The following is a 16,950-nucleotide window of genomic DNA, read 5'->3' on the forward strand; positions in this document are numbered from 1 at the left end:
CGTGGTACGACCGGGGAACGCCTCGCTGGGCAGACCGGCCAGATGCGCCGGTCACACTGGCCGGTGGCTAGCGCCCCGGTGCGGCCCGGGTTCCCGTCCCCGGTCAGTACAAGTTCAGTGCGGCCGTCAGTGCGGTCGAAGTGAACCTTCAGTCCGGTCGGTCAGACTCCGTCCGAAACCTAGGACGGGGGCCGAAATGGTTGTGGCGTCGACTGTGTCAGCACGAGTTTCCCGGCCGGTGGTCACCTTGGTCGGCCGTGCCGACGAGTGCCGGATCCTCGACGAGCTGACCGCGGCGGTCCGTGCCGGGCACAGCCGCGCGATGGTGCTGGTCGGCGACCCCGGCATCGGCAAGACCGCGCTCCTGGGCCACGTCGTCACCGGTGCCGGCGACACGGAGGTGCTGCGGGCGACGGGCATCCGGGTCGAGGCCGACCTGCCCTTCGCCGGCCTGCACCAGCTGGTCGGCTCGATGGACGAGCGGATCGAGAGCCTGCCCGCACCGCAGCGCAAGGCGTTGCGCGTCGCCTTCGGCAGCGAGGACGGCGACGCCCCCGAGCCGTACGTGGTCGGCCTCGGCGTGCTGCATCTGCTCGCCGGCCGGGCCCGGCAGCGCCCGGTCCTCTGCGTCGTCGACGACGAGCAGTGGCTGGACCGGGCCACGGTCCTGGTGCTGTCGTTCGTGGCCCGGCGCGTGGAGGCGGCGGTCGGCTTCGTGTTCGCCTCCCGCCGCGCCGCGCCCGAACTCGACGGGGTCCCGGCCCTGGTCCTCGCCGGGCTCTCCGCCCACCACGCCGGGGAACTGCTGGACTCGGCGCTGACCGGCCCGCTCGACCCGAGCGTCCGCAACCAGATCGTCGCCGAGACCCACGGGAACCCGCTGGCGCTGCTCGACCTGCCCCGCGGGGTCGCCCCGGCCGAGCTGGCCGGTGGCTTCCGCTTCCCCGGGGCGTTGCCGATGCCGGAGCGGGCCGAGGCCGCCTACCGTGCGCACCTCGACGCGCTGACCGGCTCCGCGCGACAGTTCCTGCTGCTCGCCGCGGCCGATCCGATCGGTGACCCGACGACGCTGTGGTCCGCCGCCGCCCGGCTCGGCCTCGACCCGTTCACCGCCACCCAGGCGCTCGCCTCCGGCCTGGTCACGATCGGCGCCCGGGTCGAGTTCCGCCACCCGCTGGCGCGGACCGCCGTCTACCGGGCCGCGGGGCTGGAGCAGCGTCGCGCGGTCCACGACGCCCTCGCCGCGGTCACCGACCCGGGTTCCGACCCCGATCGCCGGGCCTGGCACCGGGCGCACGCCGCGCCCGGCCCGGACGAGGAGACCGCCGCCGAGCTGGAACGATCCGCCGACCGGGCGCGGGCCCGGGGTGGCCTGGCCGCGGCGGCCGCGTTCCTGGAACAGGCCGCGACGCTGACCGCCGACCCTCGGGCCCGCGTCCGCCGCCTGCTCTGCGCGGCCGAGGCGGCCCGCGACTCCGGGTCGCTCGACGCCGCCCTCGCGCTGCTGGACGGTGCCGGGCTGCGGGCGCTCGACGAGCTGGACACCGCGCGGCTGATGCGGATCCGGGGCCTGATCGCGATCGAGCGGCACGGCCGGGCCGAAGCCGTCGGTCTGCTGCTCGGCGCGGCCGCCCGGTTCGCCGCCGCCGGTGCGCCCGAAGCCCGCGAGACGACCCTGGAGGCACTGGTCAGCGCGCTCTACGACGCGGAGTCGCACGACGAGCTGGTGGCCCGGACGGTCACCGCGGTCGCCGACACCGCGTGCCGCCCGGCCGACCCGGTGACGCTGACCGACCTGCTGCTGCGCGGGCTCTACCTGCGCGTCACCGAGGGGTTCGCGGCGGCGGCGCCGACTCTGCGGCGGGCGCTGCATGTGATGGCCGAGGCGCCGACCGGACGGCGGCCCGCGTTCGGTGCGTTCCGGCTGATGGCGATGCTGCCGATCGAGCTCTGGGACGAGCCGGCCTGGGGTGCGCTGGCCACCCGCCTGGTCGCTGTCTGCCGGCGCGAGGGGGCGTTGGGCGTACTGCCGGCGGTCCTGAACTTCGCGGCTTTTCATCGGCTCTACCAAGGGGACTTCTTCGCGGCCGGGGCGTTGCTGGACGAGGCCGACGCGGTCGCCGTGGTGACCACCGGTTCGTCCAACCGCTACACCGAGCTGGTGGTCCGCGCGTGGCGGGGCGACGCGGCCGGCCTGGGCGCACTGCGGGATCAGCTCGGCCGGCAGCTCGCCGGGACGGCCGGGCCGTACGCCTTCTGCGCCGGTTACGCCGAGGCGGTGCTGGCCAACGGACTCGGGCAGTTCGACGTCGCGTTCGAGGCGGCCAAGCGGGTGTTCGAGGCCGGGCCGACCGCGGCCGGTTCTGCGGTGGTCTCCGAGTTGCTGGACGCCGCCTCCCGCACCGGCGACACCGCGGAGCTGCGGACGGTACGGGACTGGCTGGCCGCCCGGGCCACGGCCGCCCCCGGCCCGTGGGTGTCCGGCATCCACGAGCGCAGCCTGGCCCTGCTCGCCCCGGAGGACAGCGCCGAGCACCACTACCTCGAGTCGATCTGGCACCTGACGCTGACCGGCGCGCGGCTCGAACTGGCCCGGTCGTACCTGCTGTTCGGGGAGTGGCTGCGCCGCCGGGGCCGTCGTGCCGACGCGCGCCCGCACCTGCGGCAGGCGCAGCAGACCTTCCAGGAGCTGGGCGCCGAGGGTTTCGCCCGGCGGGCGGCCCGGGAGCTGCAGGCGACCGGCGACGGCACGGCACGGATCGCGGAGAAGCGGCACGAGGCCCTGACCGCGCAGGAGGCGCAGATCGCGAGCCTGGCCAGCACCGGGCTGAGCAACCCGGAGATCGGCATCCGGCTCTTCATCAGCCGCCGGACCGTTCAGTACCACCTGCGCAAGGTGTTCCTGAAGCTCGACATCTCGTCCCGGGCGCAGCTGCGGCTCGCCCTGCGGGACACCGATCTAGAGGTAGCCCTCGCGTAGGGCGTGGGCGACGGCGTGCGTCCGGTTCCTGAGCTGGAATCGGACGGTGACGCCGTGCAGGACGTTCTTGACGGTACGTTCGGACACGGCCAGCCGCCCGGCGATCTCCCGGGTCTCGAGGCCGTCGGCGAGCAGCCGGAGCACGTCCAGTTCCCGGTCGGTCGGCGGCTCGGCCGTCTCCTCGCGGCCCGGTGTCTCCCGGCGGGCCCGCACGAGGGCGTCGACCAGGTGACCGACGGCGTCGCTGGGCAGGTCCGGGTCGTCGCGGGCGGCCGCCCGGACCGCACCGACCAGCCGTTCCCGGGTGATCTGGTGGCGCAACACGATCGCCGAGACGCCGCTGTCCAGTGCCCGCAGCAGTTGCTGCTCGTCGAGGCGCGCGACGACCAGCACGACCCGGCCGGTACGGCTGAGCCGGCGCAGCGCGGTCAGCACGAGACGCCCCACCCGCTCGGCGAACAGGACCGTGACCGCCGCCGGGTCCTCGCCGTCCCGGACGTCGACCAGTGGACTGGATCGCAGCAGGCAGGTCAGTCCGGCGTGGATCAACGGGTCCTCGTGGTACACGGTGACCGGGATCGGGGCGGGTCCGGCGCCGGTGCCCGGCATCGCGGCTGCTGACACCGACGTGCTCCTGACTGTCTTCGAACCCGGCTCGTTCCCGGCGGACGGAGGATAGGAGTCGCGCACTGAAGTCTCACTGACTCCGGACTGGAGTTCCCCGCCCATCGGCCCGGATGCATGCCCGATCAGGCGTGATCGCCTGGTCCGGACGCCCGGCCCGGGCCGGCCCCGTTGTACGATTCGGGACGTCGGCTACCTGCGGTGACGACCGGATGGGAGCGATCCCGGCGATCGTCGGCTCACCCGAGCCGAGTTGCCCGATCGAGCAAACGGCATCGGGTCTGGGGGTGGTCGGGGGATGGGTGACGGTGCGCCGCGCCTGGCGATTCTCGGCCCCCTGCGCGTCTGGCGCGACGGCGCCGAGCTCGATCCGGGTCCTCGCCAGCAGGTGCTGCTGCTCGGTCTGCTGCTGGCCCGGGCCGGGCAGCCGGTCAGCGTCGGCGAGCTGATCGACCTGATCTGGGGTGAGGCCGCGCCGGCCACGGCCGGGAACGTCATCCAGAAGCACATCAGCATCCTGCGGCGCCTGCTGGAACCGGAGCTCCCGGCCCGCGACACCGGGTCGTACCTGCGGCTGCACGGGAACGGCTACCGGTTCGCGGCCGATCGTGACGGGCTCGACCTCGTCGCGTTCCGGGAACTGGTGCAGGCCGCCGCGGCCGCGCTCGCCCGCCACCAGCGGGAAGCGGCGCTCGACTCCTATGTGGAGGCGCTGCGGCTGTGGCGCGGCCCGGCCGGTGACGCGGTCGACGCCGGTCCCGCCGCGAGGGCCGTCTTCGCCGCCCTCGACCAGGAGTTCTTCACCGCGTGCACGGCGGCGACCGAGCTCGCGGTCACGCTGGGCCGCTCCTCCCGGGTGCTGAGCCCGCTGCGGCTGGCCGCCTCGATGGCGCCGCTGCACGAGCCGCTGCAGGCCGCGCTGATCTCCGCGCTCGCCGCCGCCGGGCACCGGGCCGAGGCGATGTCGCTGGCCGGTGCGGTGCAGGAACGCCTGGTCAGCGAACTCGGCATCGATCCCGGTCCGGCGCTGCAGACGGCGTACCGGCAGCTGTTCGGCCCGGCCTCGGCCGAGGCGACCGGCGGGGCCCGGCCCGAGCGCGGCATGGTCGGGCGCGCCGAGGAACTGGCCGTGGTCCGCCGGGGGATCGACTGGGCCTTCGCCGGAGGCACCGGGCTGGTCGTGGTGGAGGGCGAGCCGGGCGTCGGCAAGACCCGCCTGCTGGAGGAGGCGGCTGCCGAGGCGGAGGGCCGCGGCGCGTTCGTGGTCTGGGGGCACTGCCTCGAAGGCGACGGTACGCCCTCGATGTGGCCGTGGGTGGAGGTGGTCGGGGCGATCCTGGCCAGCCTCCCCGGTGACGCGCAGGGCGAGTGGCTCGCCGGCGAGCTCGGCCGTCTGCTGGCGCGCGGTGACGCCGCGCTCGACACCCCGCTGCAGGCGGACAGCGGCGCCCAGTTCCGGCTCTTCGAGCGGATGGTCGACCTGGTCGCGCGGGCCGCGTCGCAGCGCCGCCTGGTACTGATCGTGGACGACCTGCAGTGGGCCGACCTCGCCTCCCTGCACCTGTTCGGTCACCTCGCGGCCCGGCTGCCGGCCGGTGTCACGCTGATCGGCGCGCTCCGGTCGCACGCACCCGTCCCCAGCTCCGACCTCACCCGGACCCTGGCCGGGGCGAGCCGTCTGGCCGGCCACCGCCGGGTCCTGCTCGGCCCGCTCGACGCCGGCGAGGTCACCGAACTGGTCCGCCGCGAGACCGGCCGGGCCCCGACCGCAACCGCCTCCCAGGGCATCCGCGCCCGCACCGGCGGCAACCCGTTCTTCATCCGGGAACTCGCGCGCCTGCTGATGGCCGGCGGCGGTGAGGTCAGCGAGGAAGCGGCGGTGCGCGCCGGCGTGCCCGCCACCGTCCGCGACGTGGTCCGCGACCGGATGACCGGCCTCGACGACAGCACCCGCGGCCTGCTGCAGGTCGCGGCCCTGGTCGGGCGGGAGGCCGAGGTGAGCCTGCTGGCCACGGTGGCCGAGATCGACGTTCCGGCCTGCCTGCGCCGGCTGGAACCGGCCGAGGCGCTGGGACTGCTCGGCCCGGCGCCCGGCAACCCGTTCTCGCTGCGGTTCTCGCACGACCTGATCCGCGAGTCGATCGCCCGGAGCACGCCGCCGCGGTGGGCGCCACGGATGCACCTGCGCGTCGCCGACGCCCTGGAACGAACCGGCATCGAGGGGGAGTCGGTCGCCGAGCGGCTCGCCCACCACCTGTGGGCGGCGGGTCCGCTGGCCGACCCGGCCCGCACCGCGTCCGCGCTGCTGCGCGCCGGTCGCCGGGCGGCGGCCAAGGCCGCGTTCGACGTCGCCGAACGCCACTTGCGGTCGGCGGTGCGCGTCGCCCGGCCGGCGAGCCTGGCCGAGACCGAGCTGGCGGCGCTCTCGCAGCTCACCATGGTGCTCGGGATGCAGGCCGGGTACGTCGGCGCCCCGCCCGACATCCTCGAACGCTCTGAGGAACTGGCCCTCGGCCTCGGCCGTGAGCTGGAGGCGACGACCTTCCTGTTCACCCGCTGGACCGGGTACTCGCAGGGCCTGCAGGTCGACCTCAGTGGACGGCTGGCCCAGCGGCTGCGCCGGCAGGGCGAGGCCTCGGCCGATCCGGTCGTGCGGGCGTACGGCTGGCTCGCCTGGGGCGTGCACCAGTGGGAGATCGGCGCCATCGGTGAGGCGCTGCGTTTTCTGACCCGGGCGGTCCGGGTCACCCCGGAGGGCGCGGTCCGGCGTACCGACGCCCCGCTGCTGCGTGACCTCGGGCTGCTCTCGGCCGGGATGCTCGGGATGGTCACCACGCTGCACGGCGACGTCGCCGAGGCCCGGAAGCTGTACGACGTGATGGAGTCCGACGCCGGGGACGATCCGTACGCGGTCACGTTCGGGGCGACGTTCGCGGCGATCTCGGCCGCGGTGGCCGGCGACCCGGAGTGGGCGCTGGCCGCCGCGAAACGGGGCATCGCGGTCGACCCCGATCTCACCTTCGGGTTCCTCGGCACCTATCAGCGGCTGGCCCGGCTGTGGGCGCTGGCCATGACCGGGACCGACCCGGGCGGCGCGGCCGGCGAACTCCGGCAGATGGTCGAGTCGCGGCTGCTGGACCCGCCCCGCTCCTCGATCGTCTCCTGGTACGGCGCGCTCGCCGAGATGTACCTGGCGGCCGGGTCCCTCGACGAGGCCGGTGCCGCGCTCGACCGGGCGCAGGAGGCGCTCGACCGTTACGGGCAGCGTTACGCCGAAGGGCTGATCCTGCTGGTGCGCGCCCGGCTGGCCCAGGCGCGGGGCGAGCCCGCCGAGGTCGTCCTGGCCGCGGCCGAACGCGCCCGCGCCCTGTCGGCCGAACGGGAGGCCTACCTTTTCGTCCACCGGGCCGAGGAGTTCGTGCGCCGCCGGGCCTGACGGCGCGCCCGGCCCCCTTGGTCAGGAGACCGGTCCGGCCGTCTCGAGCCGGTTGACCAGCCACCGTTCGACGCGGTCGGCCAGGTCCGGCCAGTCGTGGTCGAAGACGTACGAGTGCCCGCGCCCGGCGATCGACACCAGGTCGGCGACGGCCGGTGAGTCCCGGTACAGCCCGTGGGCGGCCCGGACGACCACCTCGGGCACCGTGTGGTCCTGCTCGGCCGCGACGATCAGCAGCGGGGCCCGGTCGCCGGTCCGGACGTCCACGGCCGCGGGCGAGGTGCGGCGCAGGTTCGCGGTGGCGATCTCGAACAGGGTCCGGGCCGGGCCGGGCATCGCGTACGCGGTGTGCAGCGCGCGTGACTCCTCCGCGGTGAGGACGTTGCCGAAGGCGTACCGGAATTGGTTCTCGGAGAGCGCGACGGCCCGTCTGGTGTTGCCGGGCCACCTCAGCGCCGGGAACGACGACCGCAGCTGCGCCACCGGCACCGGCGTGACGCCCTTGATCGGCGCCGGGCTGATCGCGACGGCGGCCCGCAGCCGGTGGCTGACGCCGAGTTTCTGGGTGATCAGGCCGCCGACCGAGTGACCGATGACCACGGGCGGCTGGTCGAGGGTGTCGATGATCCGGCCGTAGTGCGCGGCGATGTCGTCGAGGCCGTGGCCGGCGAGCCGGTCGGCCCGGCCGCGGCTCTCCTCGACGGTGTCCGCGTCCCCGGGCCAGCCGGGCGCGATCGGCCGGTAACCGGCCGCCGCGAACCGGTCGATCCACGGCTGCCACGACGACGAATGGATCCACAGTCCGTGGATGAAGACGACAGGTATTCCGGCGACGGTCATCGGGTGCTCCAAAGTTCGGCTCTGCTGTGCCGGGAGTCAATACCGGTGCAGGTGACGGCGTCTGAACGCCCGCCCGCGCGCGTTCACTCGTTCTCCACTGACGGTCGTCACGATCGGCGGTGTCAGAGCGAGAGTCGAATGGGAAACACAGGGAGCACCACATGGCGAAGCCGTCGATCGTCCTCGTGCACGGCGCGTGGGCCGATGCCTCGAGCTGGAACACCGTCGCCTCCGAGCTGCGGAGCCTGGGATTCACCGTCCTGGCGCCGCCGAACCCGCTGCGAGGTGTCGCCTCCGACGCGGCGTACCTCTCGTCGTTCGTCGCCCAGCGCACGACCGGGCCGGTCGTACTGGTCGGCCATTCCTACGGCGGCGTGGTGATCTCGAACGCCGCGACCGCCGGCGGCGACGTGAAGGGCCTGGTCTACGTCAACGCGTTCATCCCGGCCGAGGGCGAGTCGATCTTCCAGATCCTCGGGGGGTCGGGGTCGGCGCTCGACGTGCCGGACCCGACCACCGTCCTGGACGTCGTCGGCTACCCGGGCGGGCCCGAGGGTGACGCCGAGGCCTTCCTGAAGGAGGACAGCGTCTACCGCTACTTCGCCCAGGACCTGCCGGAGGAGGACGCGTGGCTGGTCGTCGCCGGTCAGCGGCCGATCACCCTGAGCGCGAACGCCACCGGTTCGGAGAAGGCGGCCTGGCGGACCCTGCCGAGCTGGGCCGTCATCGGCACCGAGGACCGGGTGATCCCGCCGGCCACGCAGCGGTCCATGGCCGAGCGGGCCGGCTCGAAGATCACCGACGTCGCCGCCTCGCACGTGTCGATGGTGTCGCACCCGGAGGCCACGATCGAGGTCATCCTGACCGCGGCCGCCGAGGCCGGGAACTGACCGCCGCGTTGCCGGTTCGTGCCCGAGCGGGCCGGCAGCGCGGATTCGCGATCCAGTTCGCGTCAAGAGGCTCCCCTTAGCGTTCGTCGGGGAGAGCAGCAAGCACGAGGGGACCGCGACGCACGATGAGCAGCAGCCGCCGACCAGGCACGCACAGTTTTCAGCACGCCGGCATCCGGCAGGTCTACCACGTCGCCGGTGCCGGCCCGGTGCTGATCGCCCACGCCGGTGGCCCGGGCGTCGAGTACACCTACCTGCGCTCGCCGGAACTGGAGAAGCACTTCACGATGGTGTACCCGGAACCGGTCGGCACCGGGACGTCCGGGCGGCTCCCGGACGGCGCGACGTACGTGGAGACGTACGCGGAATTCCTCGCCGCCCTGATCGAGCACCTGGGGGAGCCGAAGGTCCACCTGCTCGGGCACTCGCACGGTGGCCTGGTGGCCATGCGTTACGCGATCGACCACCCCGAGCGGGTCGCCGGCCTCGCCCTCTACAGCGCGACCCCGACGACCGACGCCGAGTTCCGGGCGGCCGAGCAGGCGCTGGCACTGGCCTACGCCGACCGGCACCCGGACGTTCCCGAGGCCGCGGGCCTGCTCGACGCGCTCGGCACGTTCGGCGACGCCGGGACCGACGAGGCGGCCACCGAGGTGTTGCGCCTGGCCCTGCCGCTGTACTTCGCCGACTTCTGGGGCCGGGAGACCGAATTCCACGAGCTTCGATCGACGGTACGGGCGTGGGCCACCTCCTTCCCGTCGACAAGGGCCGACCTTCGTCCCGAACTGCCGTCGATCACCGCCCCGACCGTGGTCATCGTCGGCCGGCACGACTTCATCTGCGGGCCGGTCTGGGCCGGGATGATTCACCGGGGTGTTCCGGGTTCCCAGCTGGTGATCCTGGAGAACAGCGGCCATTTCGGCCAGATCGAGGAGCCCGGCGCGTACGTCGAGGCAGTCACCCGGCTGCTCCGGGACGCCGCCGGCGGCCTGCGCACCGCGTTCCGTCAGGGCGACACCGACCGGGTCGTGCGTCTGGCCGAGGCCGAGCTGGAACGCGCCCGAGCCGCCGCCGACCCGGCCGGTGTGGTCGAAGCGCTGTACGCCCTGGCCCGCGTGGCCCTCCGCGGCGACGACCTGACCCGGGCCGAGCAGCTGGCCGCGACGGCGCTGGCGGTCGCGATCCGGGCCGGTGACCGGCGCCTGGAGGAACGGCCCCGGCACGTGCTCGCCGCCGTCGCCCGCCTCTCCGGCGACTACGAGCGCGCGCTCGGCCTCTACCGGGCCGGCATCGAGCTCAACGAGGCACTGGGCCAGCCGGAACTGGTCAACGCCGAGTACCACAACCTGGCCTTCACCGAACTTCACCTCGGCCGGCTCGACCGGGCCCGGGAGCTGTTCGAGGCCGGCCGTGACCGGGTGTTCCGCGAGGGCTGGGACGCGTTCGTGCCGTATCTGGGCGTCGCCGCCGCGGCCCTGGCCTCGGCCGAGACCGACCATGCCCGGGCCGCGCGGATGATCGGTCTCGCCGACCGCGCGTACGCCGTCGTCGGCCAGGTGCCGGACCCGGACGACGCCCAGGAGTTGTCCCGGGCCCGGGCCGCCGCCGTGACCGCGCTCGGCCAGGAGCGGTTCGACCGGGAGTACGCCCTCGGCGCCGCCCGCCGGCCCGAGGACGCGCTCGAGTACACCGCGGCGGTGCGCTCGTGATCGCGGACCGGACGGCGGCCGCCTGGTTCGCGTCGCTGGAGGCGCTGTGCCGGACCGCCCCGGGCGGCTGGTACGCCGAGTGCGGCACCTCCCGCGCGGCTACGACCGGCTCCCGGATCCCGGCGCTGAACAGCGCGTACGGCGTCACCCTCGATCCCGACCCGGCGTCGCTGGACGAGATGGCGCTCGCGGTCCGTGCCCGCGATGTCCCCTGGTCGATCAGCGTCCGCGGCCCGGCGACTTACCCGATCGTCGGCCTGGCCCTGCGGCACGGCCTCCGCGAGTGCGAGGAGTCACCGGTGCTGGGCTGCCCGGCCGGCGACGTGGTGTTCCGGGACCCGGCGGCCGCGCCCGGGGCGATCCGGCGCGTGAGAGCGGCCGAGTGGCACGTCTACACCGACGTCCTGGCCCAGGCCTTCGAGGCGTCGGCCGAGGTGTTCGGCACGATGATGGCCGGCGAGGTGCTCGACCATCCCGCGTTCGCCGGGTACCTGGCCGTGGAGTCCGGCCGCCCGGTCGGCACCGGCCTGGGGATGCCGGCGGACGGCGTGATCGGCGTCTTCAACGTCGGCGTGATCCCGTCGCACCGCGGGCGCGGCATCGGCCGGGCGATCACCGAGCGGATCCTCGCCGACGCGTTCGCCGCCGGGGCGGACACGGCCTACCTGCACTCCTCGGCGATGGGCCGCCCGCTCTACGAGTCGATGGGCTTCCGCCACCTCGAGACCCGGACCGTCTTCACCGCCCGCTGAGGTTCGTGCGGCGGGTGACCGCTCGGTACGTTTACGTCGTCCGCTGGTCCGTCGATCCCGGAGGTTCACCGGCGTGTCCGTGCGTGTGCAGATCCTCGGCCCGTTGCGCCTGTGGCGTGACGACGTTGAGCTGGACACCGGCCCGCGGCAGCAGGCCTGCCTGCTCGCCCTGCTCGCGGCGCGGGCGGGGCGGCCGGTCAGCACCGACGAGCTGGTCGACCTGATCTGGGGCGAGGACGTGCCGGGCAGCGCCCTCAACGTCATCCACAAGTACATCGGCGCTCTGCGGCGGCTGTTCGAGCCGGACCTCCCGGCCCGTGAGGCGGGCGCGCACGTGCTGCGCCGCGGCACCGGCTACATGTTCTCGGCCGGTCCCGGCACGCTGGACCTGGTCGCCTTCCGCGCCGGGGTCGCGGCGGCCCGCACGGCCGTCGCCGAGGACGCGCCCGCGGTGGCACTCGACCACTACCTGGAAGCGCTCGCGCTCTGGCACGGCCCGGCGGGCCACGGCGTGTCCCCGCAGCCGATCGCCATGTCGGCGTTCAGCGCGCTGGACGCCGAGTTCCACGACGCCTGCGTGGCGGCGGCCGGGCTCGCGGTGCGGTCGGGCCGGGCCGAGGCCGCGCTGCCGGCGCTGCGCCTGGCCGCCGCGACGGCGCCACTGCACGAGCCGGTCCACGCCGGGCTGGTCGCCGTCCTCGGTGCGGCCGGGCACCGGTCCGAGGCGCTGGCGGCGTACCGCGAGGTGCGGGCGCGCCTCCGGGACGACCTGGGCATCGAGCCCGGCCCGGCGCTGCGCGAGGCCCACCTGCGCATCCTCGCCCCGGCAGCGGAGCCGGCCGCGCCACGACCGGCCGTGATCACGCCGCGAGGCCGGGGCGACGGGCTGGTCGGGCGGGCCGGGGAGCTGACCGTGCTACGACAGACGCTGGACACGGCCTTCGCCGGCGGCACCGGCCTGGTCCTGGTCGAGGGCGAACCCGGGGTGGGGAAGACCCGCCTGCTGGAGGAGGTCGCCGCCGAGGCCGGCCGGCGCGGGGCACTCACCGTCCGCAGCTCCGGCACCGCCGGTGACGGGACCCCGTCGATGTGGCCGTGGGTGCGGGCGATCGGCGCGATCCTCGACAGTCTTCCGGCTCCGGTGCGTGACGAGTGGCTCGCCGGTCAGCTCGGCCGGCTCGTGAAACCCGGCCACCACGATGTCGCCGCCGCGCCGGTCCTGCCCGACAACGGCGCCCAGTTCCGCCTCTTCGAGCAGGTCGTCGCGCTCGTGGGGCAGGCCTCGGCCCGGCGGCCGGTGCTGCTCGTCGTCGACGACCTGCAGTGGGCCGACGCCGCATCGCTGGAACTCTTCGGGCACCTCACCGCCCGGCTGCCGCGCGCCACGGTGCTGGCCGGCGCGTTGCGGGACCGTGCCCCGGCCCCCGGAACGGAACTGTCGAGGATGCTGGCGGCGGTCAGCCGGGTGCCCGGGCAGCGCCGGGTCCGGCTCGGGCCCCTGGACCTCGCCGGGGTCGCCGAGCTGATGCGACGCGAGAACGGCCGGGAGCCGGACATCCGGATCGCACGGAGCGTTCACGGCCGTACCGCGGGAAATCCGTTCTTCGTCCGTGAACTGTCGCGACTGCTGGCCGACGGCGGCGCGCCCGGCGACGACCGCACACCCGGGTCGGGAGTGCCGGCCACGGTGCGCGACGTGGTCCTCGACCGCATGTCCGGTCTCGACGACAATGCCCGTGACCTGCTACGGATCGCCGCTCTCGTCGGCCCGGAGGTGGACGTGGTGCTGGTCGCCGGGGTCGGCCGCATCGACGTGGAGACGTGCCTCGCCCGCCTCGAACCGGTGGAGGCGCTGGGCCTGCTCGCCTACGAGCCGGAGGACCCGTTCTTCTTCCGGTTCGCCCACGACCTGGTCCGGGAGGCGGTCTCCGAGACGACGCCGCCGCACCGGGCGAAACCGCTGCACCTGCGGATCGCGGACGCGCTGGAGGGCCTCGACCCGGGCGACGAGTCGGTGGCCGAGCGCCTCGCCCACCACCTGTGGGCGGCCGGTCCGCTCGCCGGCCCGGCCCGCACCGCGAACGCCCTGATCCACGCCGGTCGCCGGGCGACGGCCAAGGCCGCGTTCGGGGCGGCCGAGCGGCACCTGCGCTCCGCCGCGCAGGTCGCCCGGACCGCCGGGCTCGCCGCGGTCGAGCTGGACGCGTTGGTGCAGCTCACCACCATCGTCGGCATGCGATCGATGTACGCCGGCGCAGCGCTGGACCTGATGGCCCGAGCCGAGCACCTGGCCCGTGAGCTGGGCCGGGAACGGGAAGCGACCGACTTCCTCTTCTCCCGCTGGGCGGCGCACGCCCAGGCCATCGAGCTGGACCGCAGCGGCCCGCTGGCCCGTCAGCTGCTCGACCGGGGTGAGGCGTCCGACGACCCGGTCCTGCGGGAGTACGGCGTCCACGCCTGGGGCATCCACCAGTGGTCGATCGGCAACATCGGTACGGCGTTCCGCTACCTGAGCCGCTCCGGCCGTGACCTGACACCGCGGGAGCAGGATCCCCTGCGGCACGACCTGCAACTGCTCTCGGCCGGGATGCTGGCCGAGACCACCGCACTGCACGGTGACGTCGACGGCGCGTGGGCGATCGTCGACGCGATGGAGAAGAACGCGGGCGACGACACGTACGTGCTGACGGTCTGGGCCGCGTTCGCCGCCCGGATCTCCACGATGATCGGCGACCCGGGCCGGGCCCTGCGCGCCGCCGAGCGGGGCATCGCCGCGGACCCGGAGTTCGCGTTCGGCTTCCTCGGCACCTACCAGCGGCTGGCCCGCTGCTGGGCGCAGGCCCTGACCGGCCAGGACCCGGAAGGCGCTGCTGCCGAGGCCGGACGGCTCATCGAGACGATGCTGCTCGACCCGCCCCGGTCGTGCGTCGCGACCTGGTTCGGCCTGCTCGGTGAGATGCTGCTGGTGGCGGGCGCCCTGGACGAGGCCGGTGCCGCACTCGACCGGGCCGGGCGCCACCTGGAGGCCCACGGCCAGCGCTACCCCGAGGGGCTGTTGCTGCTGTTCAGAGCCCGGTTGCTGCACGCACGGGGTGAACCGGACGAGGTGGTCCGCGCGGCGGCCGAGGAGGCGCGACGGCTCTCCACGCGACGGGAGGCCCACCTGTTCGCCCGGCGGGCCGGGGAATTCCTGGCCACGCTCGGCTGACCGGTCAGGCCGGCGCGGCCACCATGACCACGACGGGCCCGTCCGGCCCGGATGCCGGCTGGCGGTGCCGGCCGACGTAAAGCGTCCCCGTCTCCCCGCCGGCCGCCGGTTCGGCGGGACCGGCCGGTGCCGGGTGCCCCGCGGTCCGGCGATCCGCGCCGCTGCCGATCGTGATCTCGACCATTTCTGCCACCTGACCTCGTCGTGGCGAAGTGCGAGGGCGAGCGGGCCTCGTTGCCGGCTCACCCCCGCGGCTTCGCCTACCCAAGTTAGGCAATCCCACTTGACGTGATGTGGAGGTTCAGTGGACGTCCCCCGATCGGTTCAGGGAAACGTCCGTCCTTACCGGGCTCGGTAGCGATGCGGGTCCCGGCCTTCATCGCCGCCGCGGGGATGCCGATATCCATGCGGCATGGACAGCGGCCCTGGCGGCTCGCACAGGAGTTACCAGGAAGGGACGGCACGGCATGAGTGTGACCTTGGAGCAACCGCAGCCGTGGGCTGTGCCGCTGGTCAGCGTGTCGCTCGGCGGCGGCGAGGGACGTACCTGCCGGGTCACCCGGCAGGCCGACGGCACTCTGCACCTCGGGCTGACCTGCTTCGCGATGGTCGGCGTCGACGCGACGCTGCTGTGGACGCAGAACAACCGCGGGTGCAGCATCGACGGGACGGTCATCGCCCCGCCGCCGGGCGGCCTGCCCGGTGTCTACCTGCGGGTGGACGGGGCCGCCGGTGGCATCCAGCGGCGCCGGACCGAACGCGTGCGGGTGCAGCTGCCGGCCGCGGTGCGGCTCCCGTCGGGGCAGCTGTTCCCAGGCCGGACGGTCGACCTGTCCGCCGGTGGCGCGCACGTGACCGTCGACCTGGACGAGATCAGCGACGACTCGCTGCTCCAGCTCGTCGAGGACCTGGAACGCGACGCGCTGATCGACGTGCAGATCGGTCTGCCGGACGGGCTGGCCTCGCTCACCTGCCAGGTGAAGGCCGGCGGCGAGGAGCCCGGCGACGTGCGCCTGCTCTTCGTGAACGTCAACCCCGAGGTCCGTGCGCGGGTCGACCGCTTCGTCAAGGCGAGCCGGACGGTCGCGGTCGGCTGACCGGTCGCTCAGGCGGCGGCGGTCGTCGCCGCGGGCCGCCGGCCGAGCGCGGGAGCGACCGGACACGAACAACCACCGTGAGCGCCGGCCGGACCCGAAGATCAACTGCTTCGCGCGTACGTCGTCAGCACCGCTCCCGGGCCGGTCGCGCTCAACGGTTGCCCCGCCGGCCGGCTGATCGCGGCAACGCGCAGGTCGGCCAGGACGCCGCGGGTCTGGGTCAGGTCGGCCCGGCCTCTCCGTGGGCCGGTTCACCGGGGACGCCGGCGATGGGACCGGCCGGCTCCGCGCCGAACTTCAGGCGTGACCGGCGGCACACGTACTGCAAATTTGAAATAACTGGGGACGCGGTCCGGTTATGGGGATCGACGGTCCACGAGGGACCGAAAAGATCCAGGGAGTGGTTCTGATGGCGAGCAAGACGATCGCGGTTGTCGGCGCTACCGGTGCTCAGGGCAGCGGTGTGGTGCGGGCCGTCCTCGCGTCCGGAGGGGAGGAGTTCACGGTCCGGGCACTGACCCGTGACGTGAACTCGGCCAAGGCGCGCGAACTGGCCGCCCTCGGTGCTGAGGTGGTGGCCGGTGACTATTCCAGTCCGGAGGGCCTGGCGGAGGCGTTCGCCGGCGCGGACGGGGCGTTCCTGGTCACCGATTTCTGGACGCACATGGATCCGGAGAAGGAGCAGGCGTACGTCCGCAACCTCATCGACGCGGTGCAGAAGGCCGGCGTGAAGCACGTCGTCTGGTCGACGCTGGAGGACACCCGCGAGCTGATCCCGGTCGACGACCCGCGGATGCCGACCCTGCTCGGCAAGTACAAGGTGCCGCACTTCGACGCCAAGGCCGAGGCCGACGAGTTCTTCCGGGCCGCGAACGTGCCGACCACGTTCCTGCGCACCACGTTCTACTACGACAACCTGGCCGACGCCCTGGCCCCGGCCCGCGACGAGCAGGGCAACCTGGTCCTGACCATCCCGATGGGCGACGCACCCCTGGCGGGGATCGCGTCGGCCGACATCGGCCGGGTCGCACTGTCGATCTTCCGCGGCGGCGACCGGTTCGTGGGCCGTACGGTCAGCATCGCCGGTGACGTCCTGACCGGTAAGGAGATCGCCGAGGCCCTGGGCGACGCGCTGGGTGAGCCGGTCGAGTACCGCCCGGTCACCCACGACCAGTTCCGCGCGTTCGGGTTCCCGGGTGCCGACGAATACGGCAACATGCTGCAGTACTACACCGAGTTCGCCGACGAGTTCACCGGCCCGCGTGACCCGGCCCGGGTTCGTGAGCTGACCCCGGAGGTCCGGTCGCTGCGCGAGTGGCTGGCCCAGGAGGGTTACCGCCTCCCGGCCGCCGCCTGACGGACGAAAAGGGGCGGGGACGCAGAGTCCCCGCCCCTTTTCCGTGCGGGAGACCTT

Annotated in this window: 11 protein-coding genes; 8 read left to right on the plus strand and 3 right to left on the minus strand. The window is 74.1% G+C overall.

Going from position 1 to position 16,950, the window contains the following annotated elements:
• The first annotated feature begins 238 nt into the window (after window positions 1-238).
• On the plus strand, window positions 239-2,980 hold the full coding sequence (locus tag ACH442_RS16055; protein WP_396338772.1) for an AAA family ATPase: 2,742 nt from the start codon (window positions 239-241) through the stop codon (window positions 2,978-2,980).
• Here the strand turns inward: ACH442_RS16055 and ACH442_RS16060 are convergent.
• Complete coding sequence (locus tag ACH442_RS16060; protein WP_396338773.1) at window positions 2,960-3,604, minus strand: response regulator transcription factor; 645 nt, start codon at window positions 3,602-3,604, stop codon at window positions 2,960-2,962. The two genes, ACH442_RS16055 and ACH442_RS16060, sit on opposite strands and share 21 nt — an antisense overlap.
• Window positions 3,605-3,902: 298 nt before the next feature.
• Here ACH442_RS16060 and ACH442_RS16065 point away from each other — a divergent pair, with 298 nt between their 5' ends.
• Window positions 3,903-7,040, plus strand: coding sequence for an ATP-binding protein (locus ACH442_RS16065; protein WP_396338774.1), 3,138 nt, complete (start codon window positions 3,903-3,905; stop codon window positions 7,038-7,040).
• A 21-nt stretch (window positions 7,041-7,061) separates the two neighbouring features.
• On the opposite strand, the gene ACH442_RS16070 is transcribed toward ACH442_RS16065, so the two are convergent.
• On the minus strand, window positions 7,062-7,880 hold the full coding sequence (locus ACH442_RS16070) for an alpha/beta hydrolase (RefSeq protein WP_396338775.1): 819 nt from the start codon (window positions 7,878-7,880) through the stop codon (window positions 7,062-7,064).
• A gap of 161 nt (window positions 7,881-8,041) precedes the next feature.
• Here ACH442_RS16070 and ACH442_RS16075 point away from each other — a divergent pair, with 161 nt between their 5' ends.
• The 4 genes from ACH442_RS16075 to ACH442_RS16090 all read left to right on the plus strand — a co-directional run bounded on the left by ACH442_RS16075 (window position 8,042) and on the right by ACH442_RS16090 (window position 14,439).
• Window positions 8,042-8,770 carry an alpha/beta fold hydrolase gene (locus tag ACH442_RS16075; protein WP_396338776.1) on the plus strand — a complete coding sequence of 243 codons (729 nt, stop codon included), beginning with the start codon at window positions 8,042-8,044 and terminating at the stop codon, window positions 8,768-8,770.
• 125 nt (window positions 8,771-8,895) lie between these two features.
• Window positions 8,896-10,479 carry an alpha/beta fold hydrolase gene (locus ACH442_RS16080; RefSeq protein ID WP_396338777.1) on the plus strand — a complete coding sequence of 528 codons (1,584 nt, stop codon included), beginning with the start codon at window positions 8,896-8,898 and terminating at the stop codon, window positions 10,477-10,479.
• Window positions 10,476-11,231 (plus strand): GNAT family N-acetyltransferase, encoded by a 756-nt coding sequence (locus ACH442_RS16085; protein WP_396338778.1) that lies wholly within the window; start codon window positions 10,476-10,478, stop codon window positions 11,229-11,231. The genes ACH442_RS16080 and ACH442_RS16085 overlap by 4 nt, the downstream gene beginning before the upstream one ends.
• A gap of 73 nt (window positions 11,232-11,304) precedes the next feature.
• Complete coding sequence (locus ACH442_RS16090) at window positions 11,305-14,439, plus strand: ATP-binding protein (protein WP_396338779.1); 3,135 nt, start codon at window positions 11,305-11,307, stop codon at window positions 14,437-14,439.
• Window positions 14,440-14,443: 4 nt separating this feature from the next.
• Here ACH442_RS16090 and ACH442_RS16095 read toward each other — a convergent pair whose 3' ends face one another.
• Complete coding sequence (locus ACH442_RS16095) at window positions 14,444-14,623, minus strand: hypothetical protein (protein ID WP_396338780.1); 180 nt, start codon at window positions 14,621-14,623, stop codon at window positions 14,444-14,446.
• Window positions 14,624-14,906: 283 nt separating this feature from the next.
• Between ACH442_RS16095 and ACH442_RS16100 the strand changes: the two genes are divergently transcribed.
• Together ACH442_RS16100 and ACH442_RS16105 are read left to right on the plus strand one after the other, a co-directional pair.
• Window positions 14,907-15,536 (plus strand): PilZ domain-containing protein, encoded by a 630-nt coding sequence (locus ACH442_RS16100; protein ID WP_396338781.1) that lies wholly within the window; start codon window positions 14,907-14,909, stop codon window positions 15,534-15,536.
• A 409-nt stretch (window positions 15,537-15,945) separates the two neighbouring features.
• On the plus strand, window positions 15,946-16,893 hold the full coding sequence (locus ACH442_RS16105; RefSeq protein ID WP_396338782.1) for an NmrA/HSCARG family protein: 948 nt from the start codon (window positions 15,946-15,948) through the stop codon (window positions 16,891-16,893).
• The last annotated feature ends 57 nt before the right edge of the window (window positions 16,894-16,950 follow it).

The sequence above is a fragment of the Actinoplanes sp. NPDC020271 genome, from assembly GCF_044388125.1.
Lineage (GTDB): Bacteria > Actinomycetota > Actinomycetes > Mycobacteriales > Micromonosporaceae > Actinoplanes.

Bases quoted from the DNA above. Each gene is read 5' to 3' on its own strand.
- ACH442_RS16065 (WP_396338774.1), top strand. From the start codon at position 3,903: ATGGGTGACGGTGCGCCGCGCCTGGCGATTCTCGGCCCCCTGCGCGTC.
- ACH442_RS16070 (WP_396338775.1), bottom strand. From the start codon at position 7,880: ATGACCGTCGCCGGAATACCTGTCGTCTTCATCCACGGACTGTGGATC.
- ACH442_RS16075 (WP_396338776.1), top strand. From the start codon at position 8,042: ATGGCGAAGCCGTCGATCGTCCTCGTGCACGGCGCGTGGGCCGATGCC.
- ACH442_RS16080 (WP_396338777.1), top strand. From the start codon at position 8,896: ATGAGCAGCAGCCGCCGACCAGGCACGCACAGTTTTCAGCACGCCGGC.
- ACH442_RS16095 (WP_396338780.1), bottom strand. From the start codon at position 14,623: ATGGTCGAGATCACGATCGGCAGCGGCGCGGATCGCCGGACCGCGGGG.
- ACH442_RS16100 (WP_396338781.1), top strand. From the start codon at position 14,907: ATGAGTGTGACCTTGGAGCAACCGCAGCCGTGGGCTGTGCCGCTGGTC.
- ACH442_RS16105 (WP_396338782.1), top strand. From the start codon at position 15,946: ATGGCGAGCAAGACGATCGCGGTTGTCGGCGCTACCGGTGCTCAGGGC.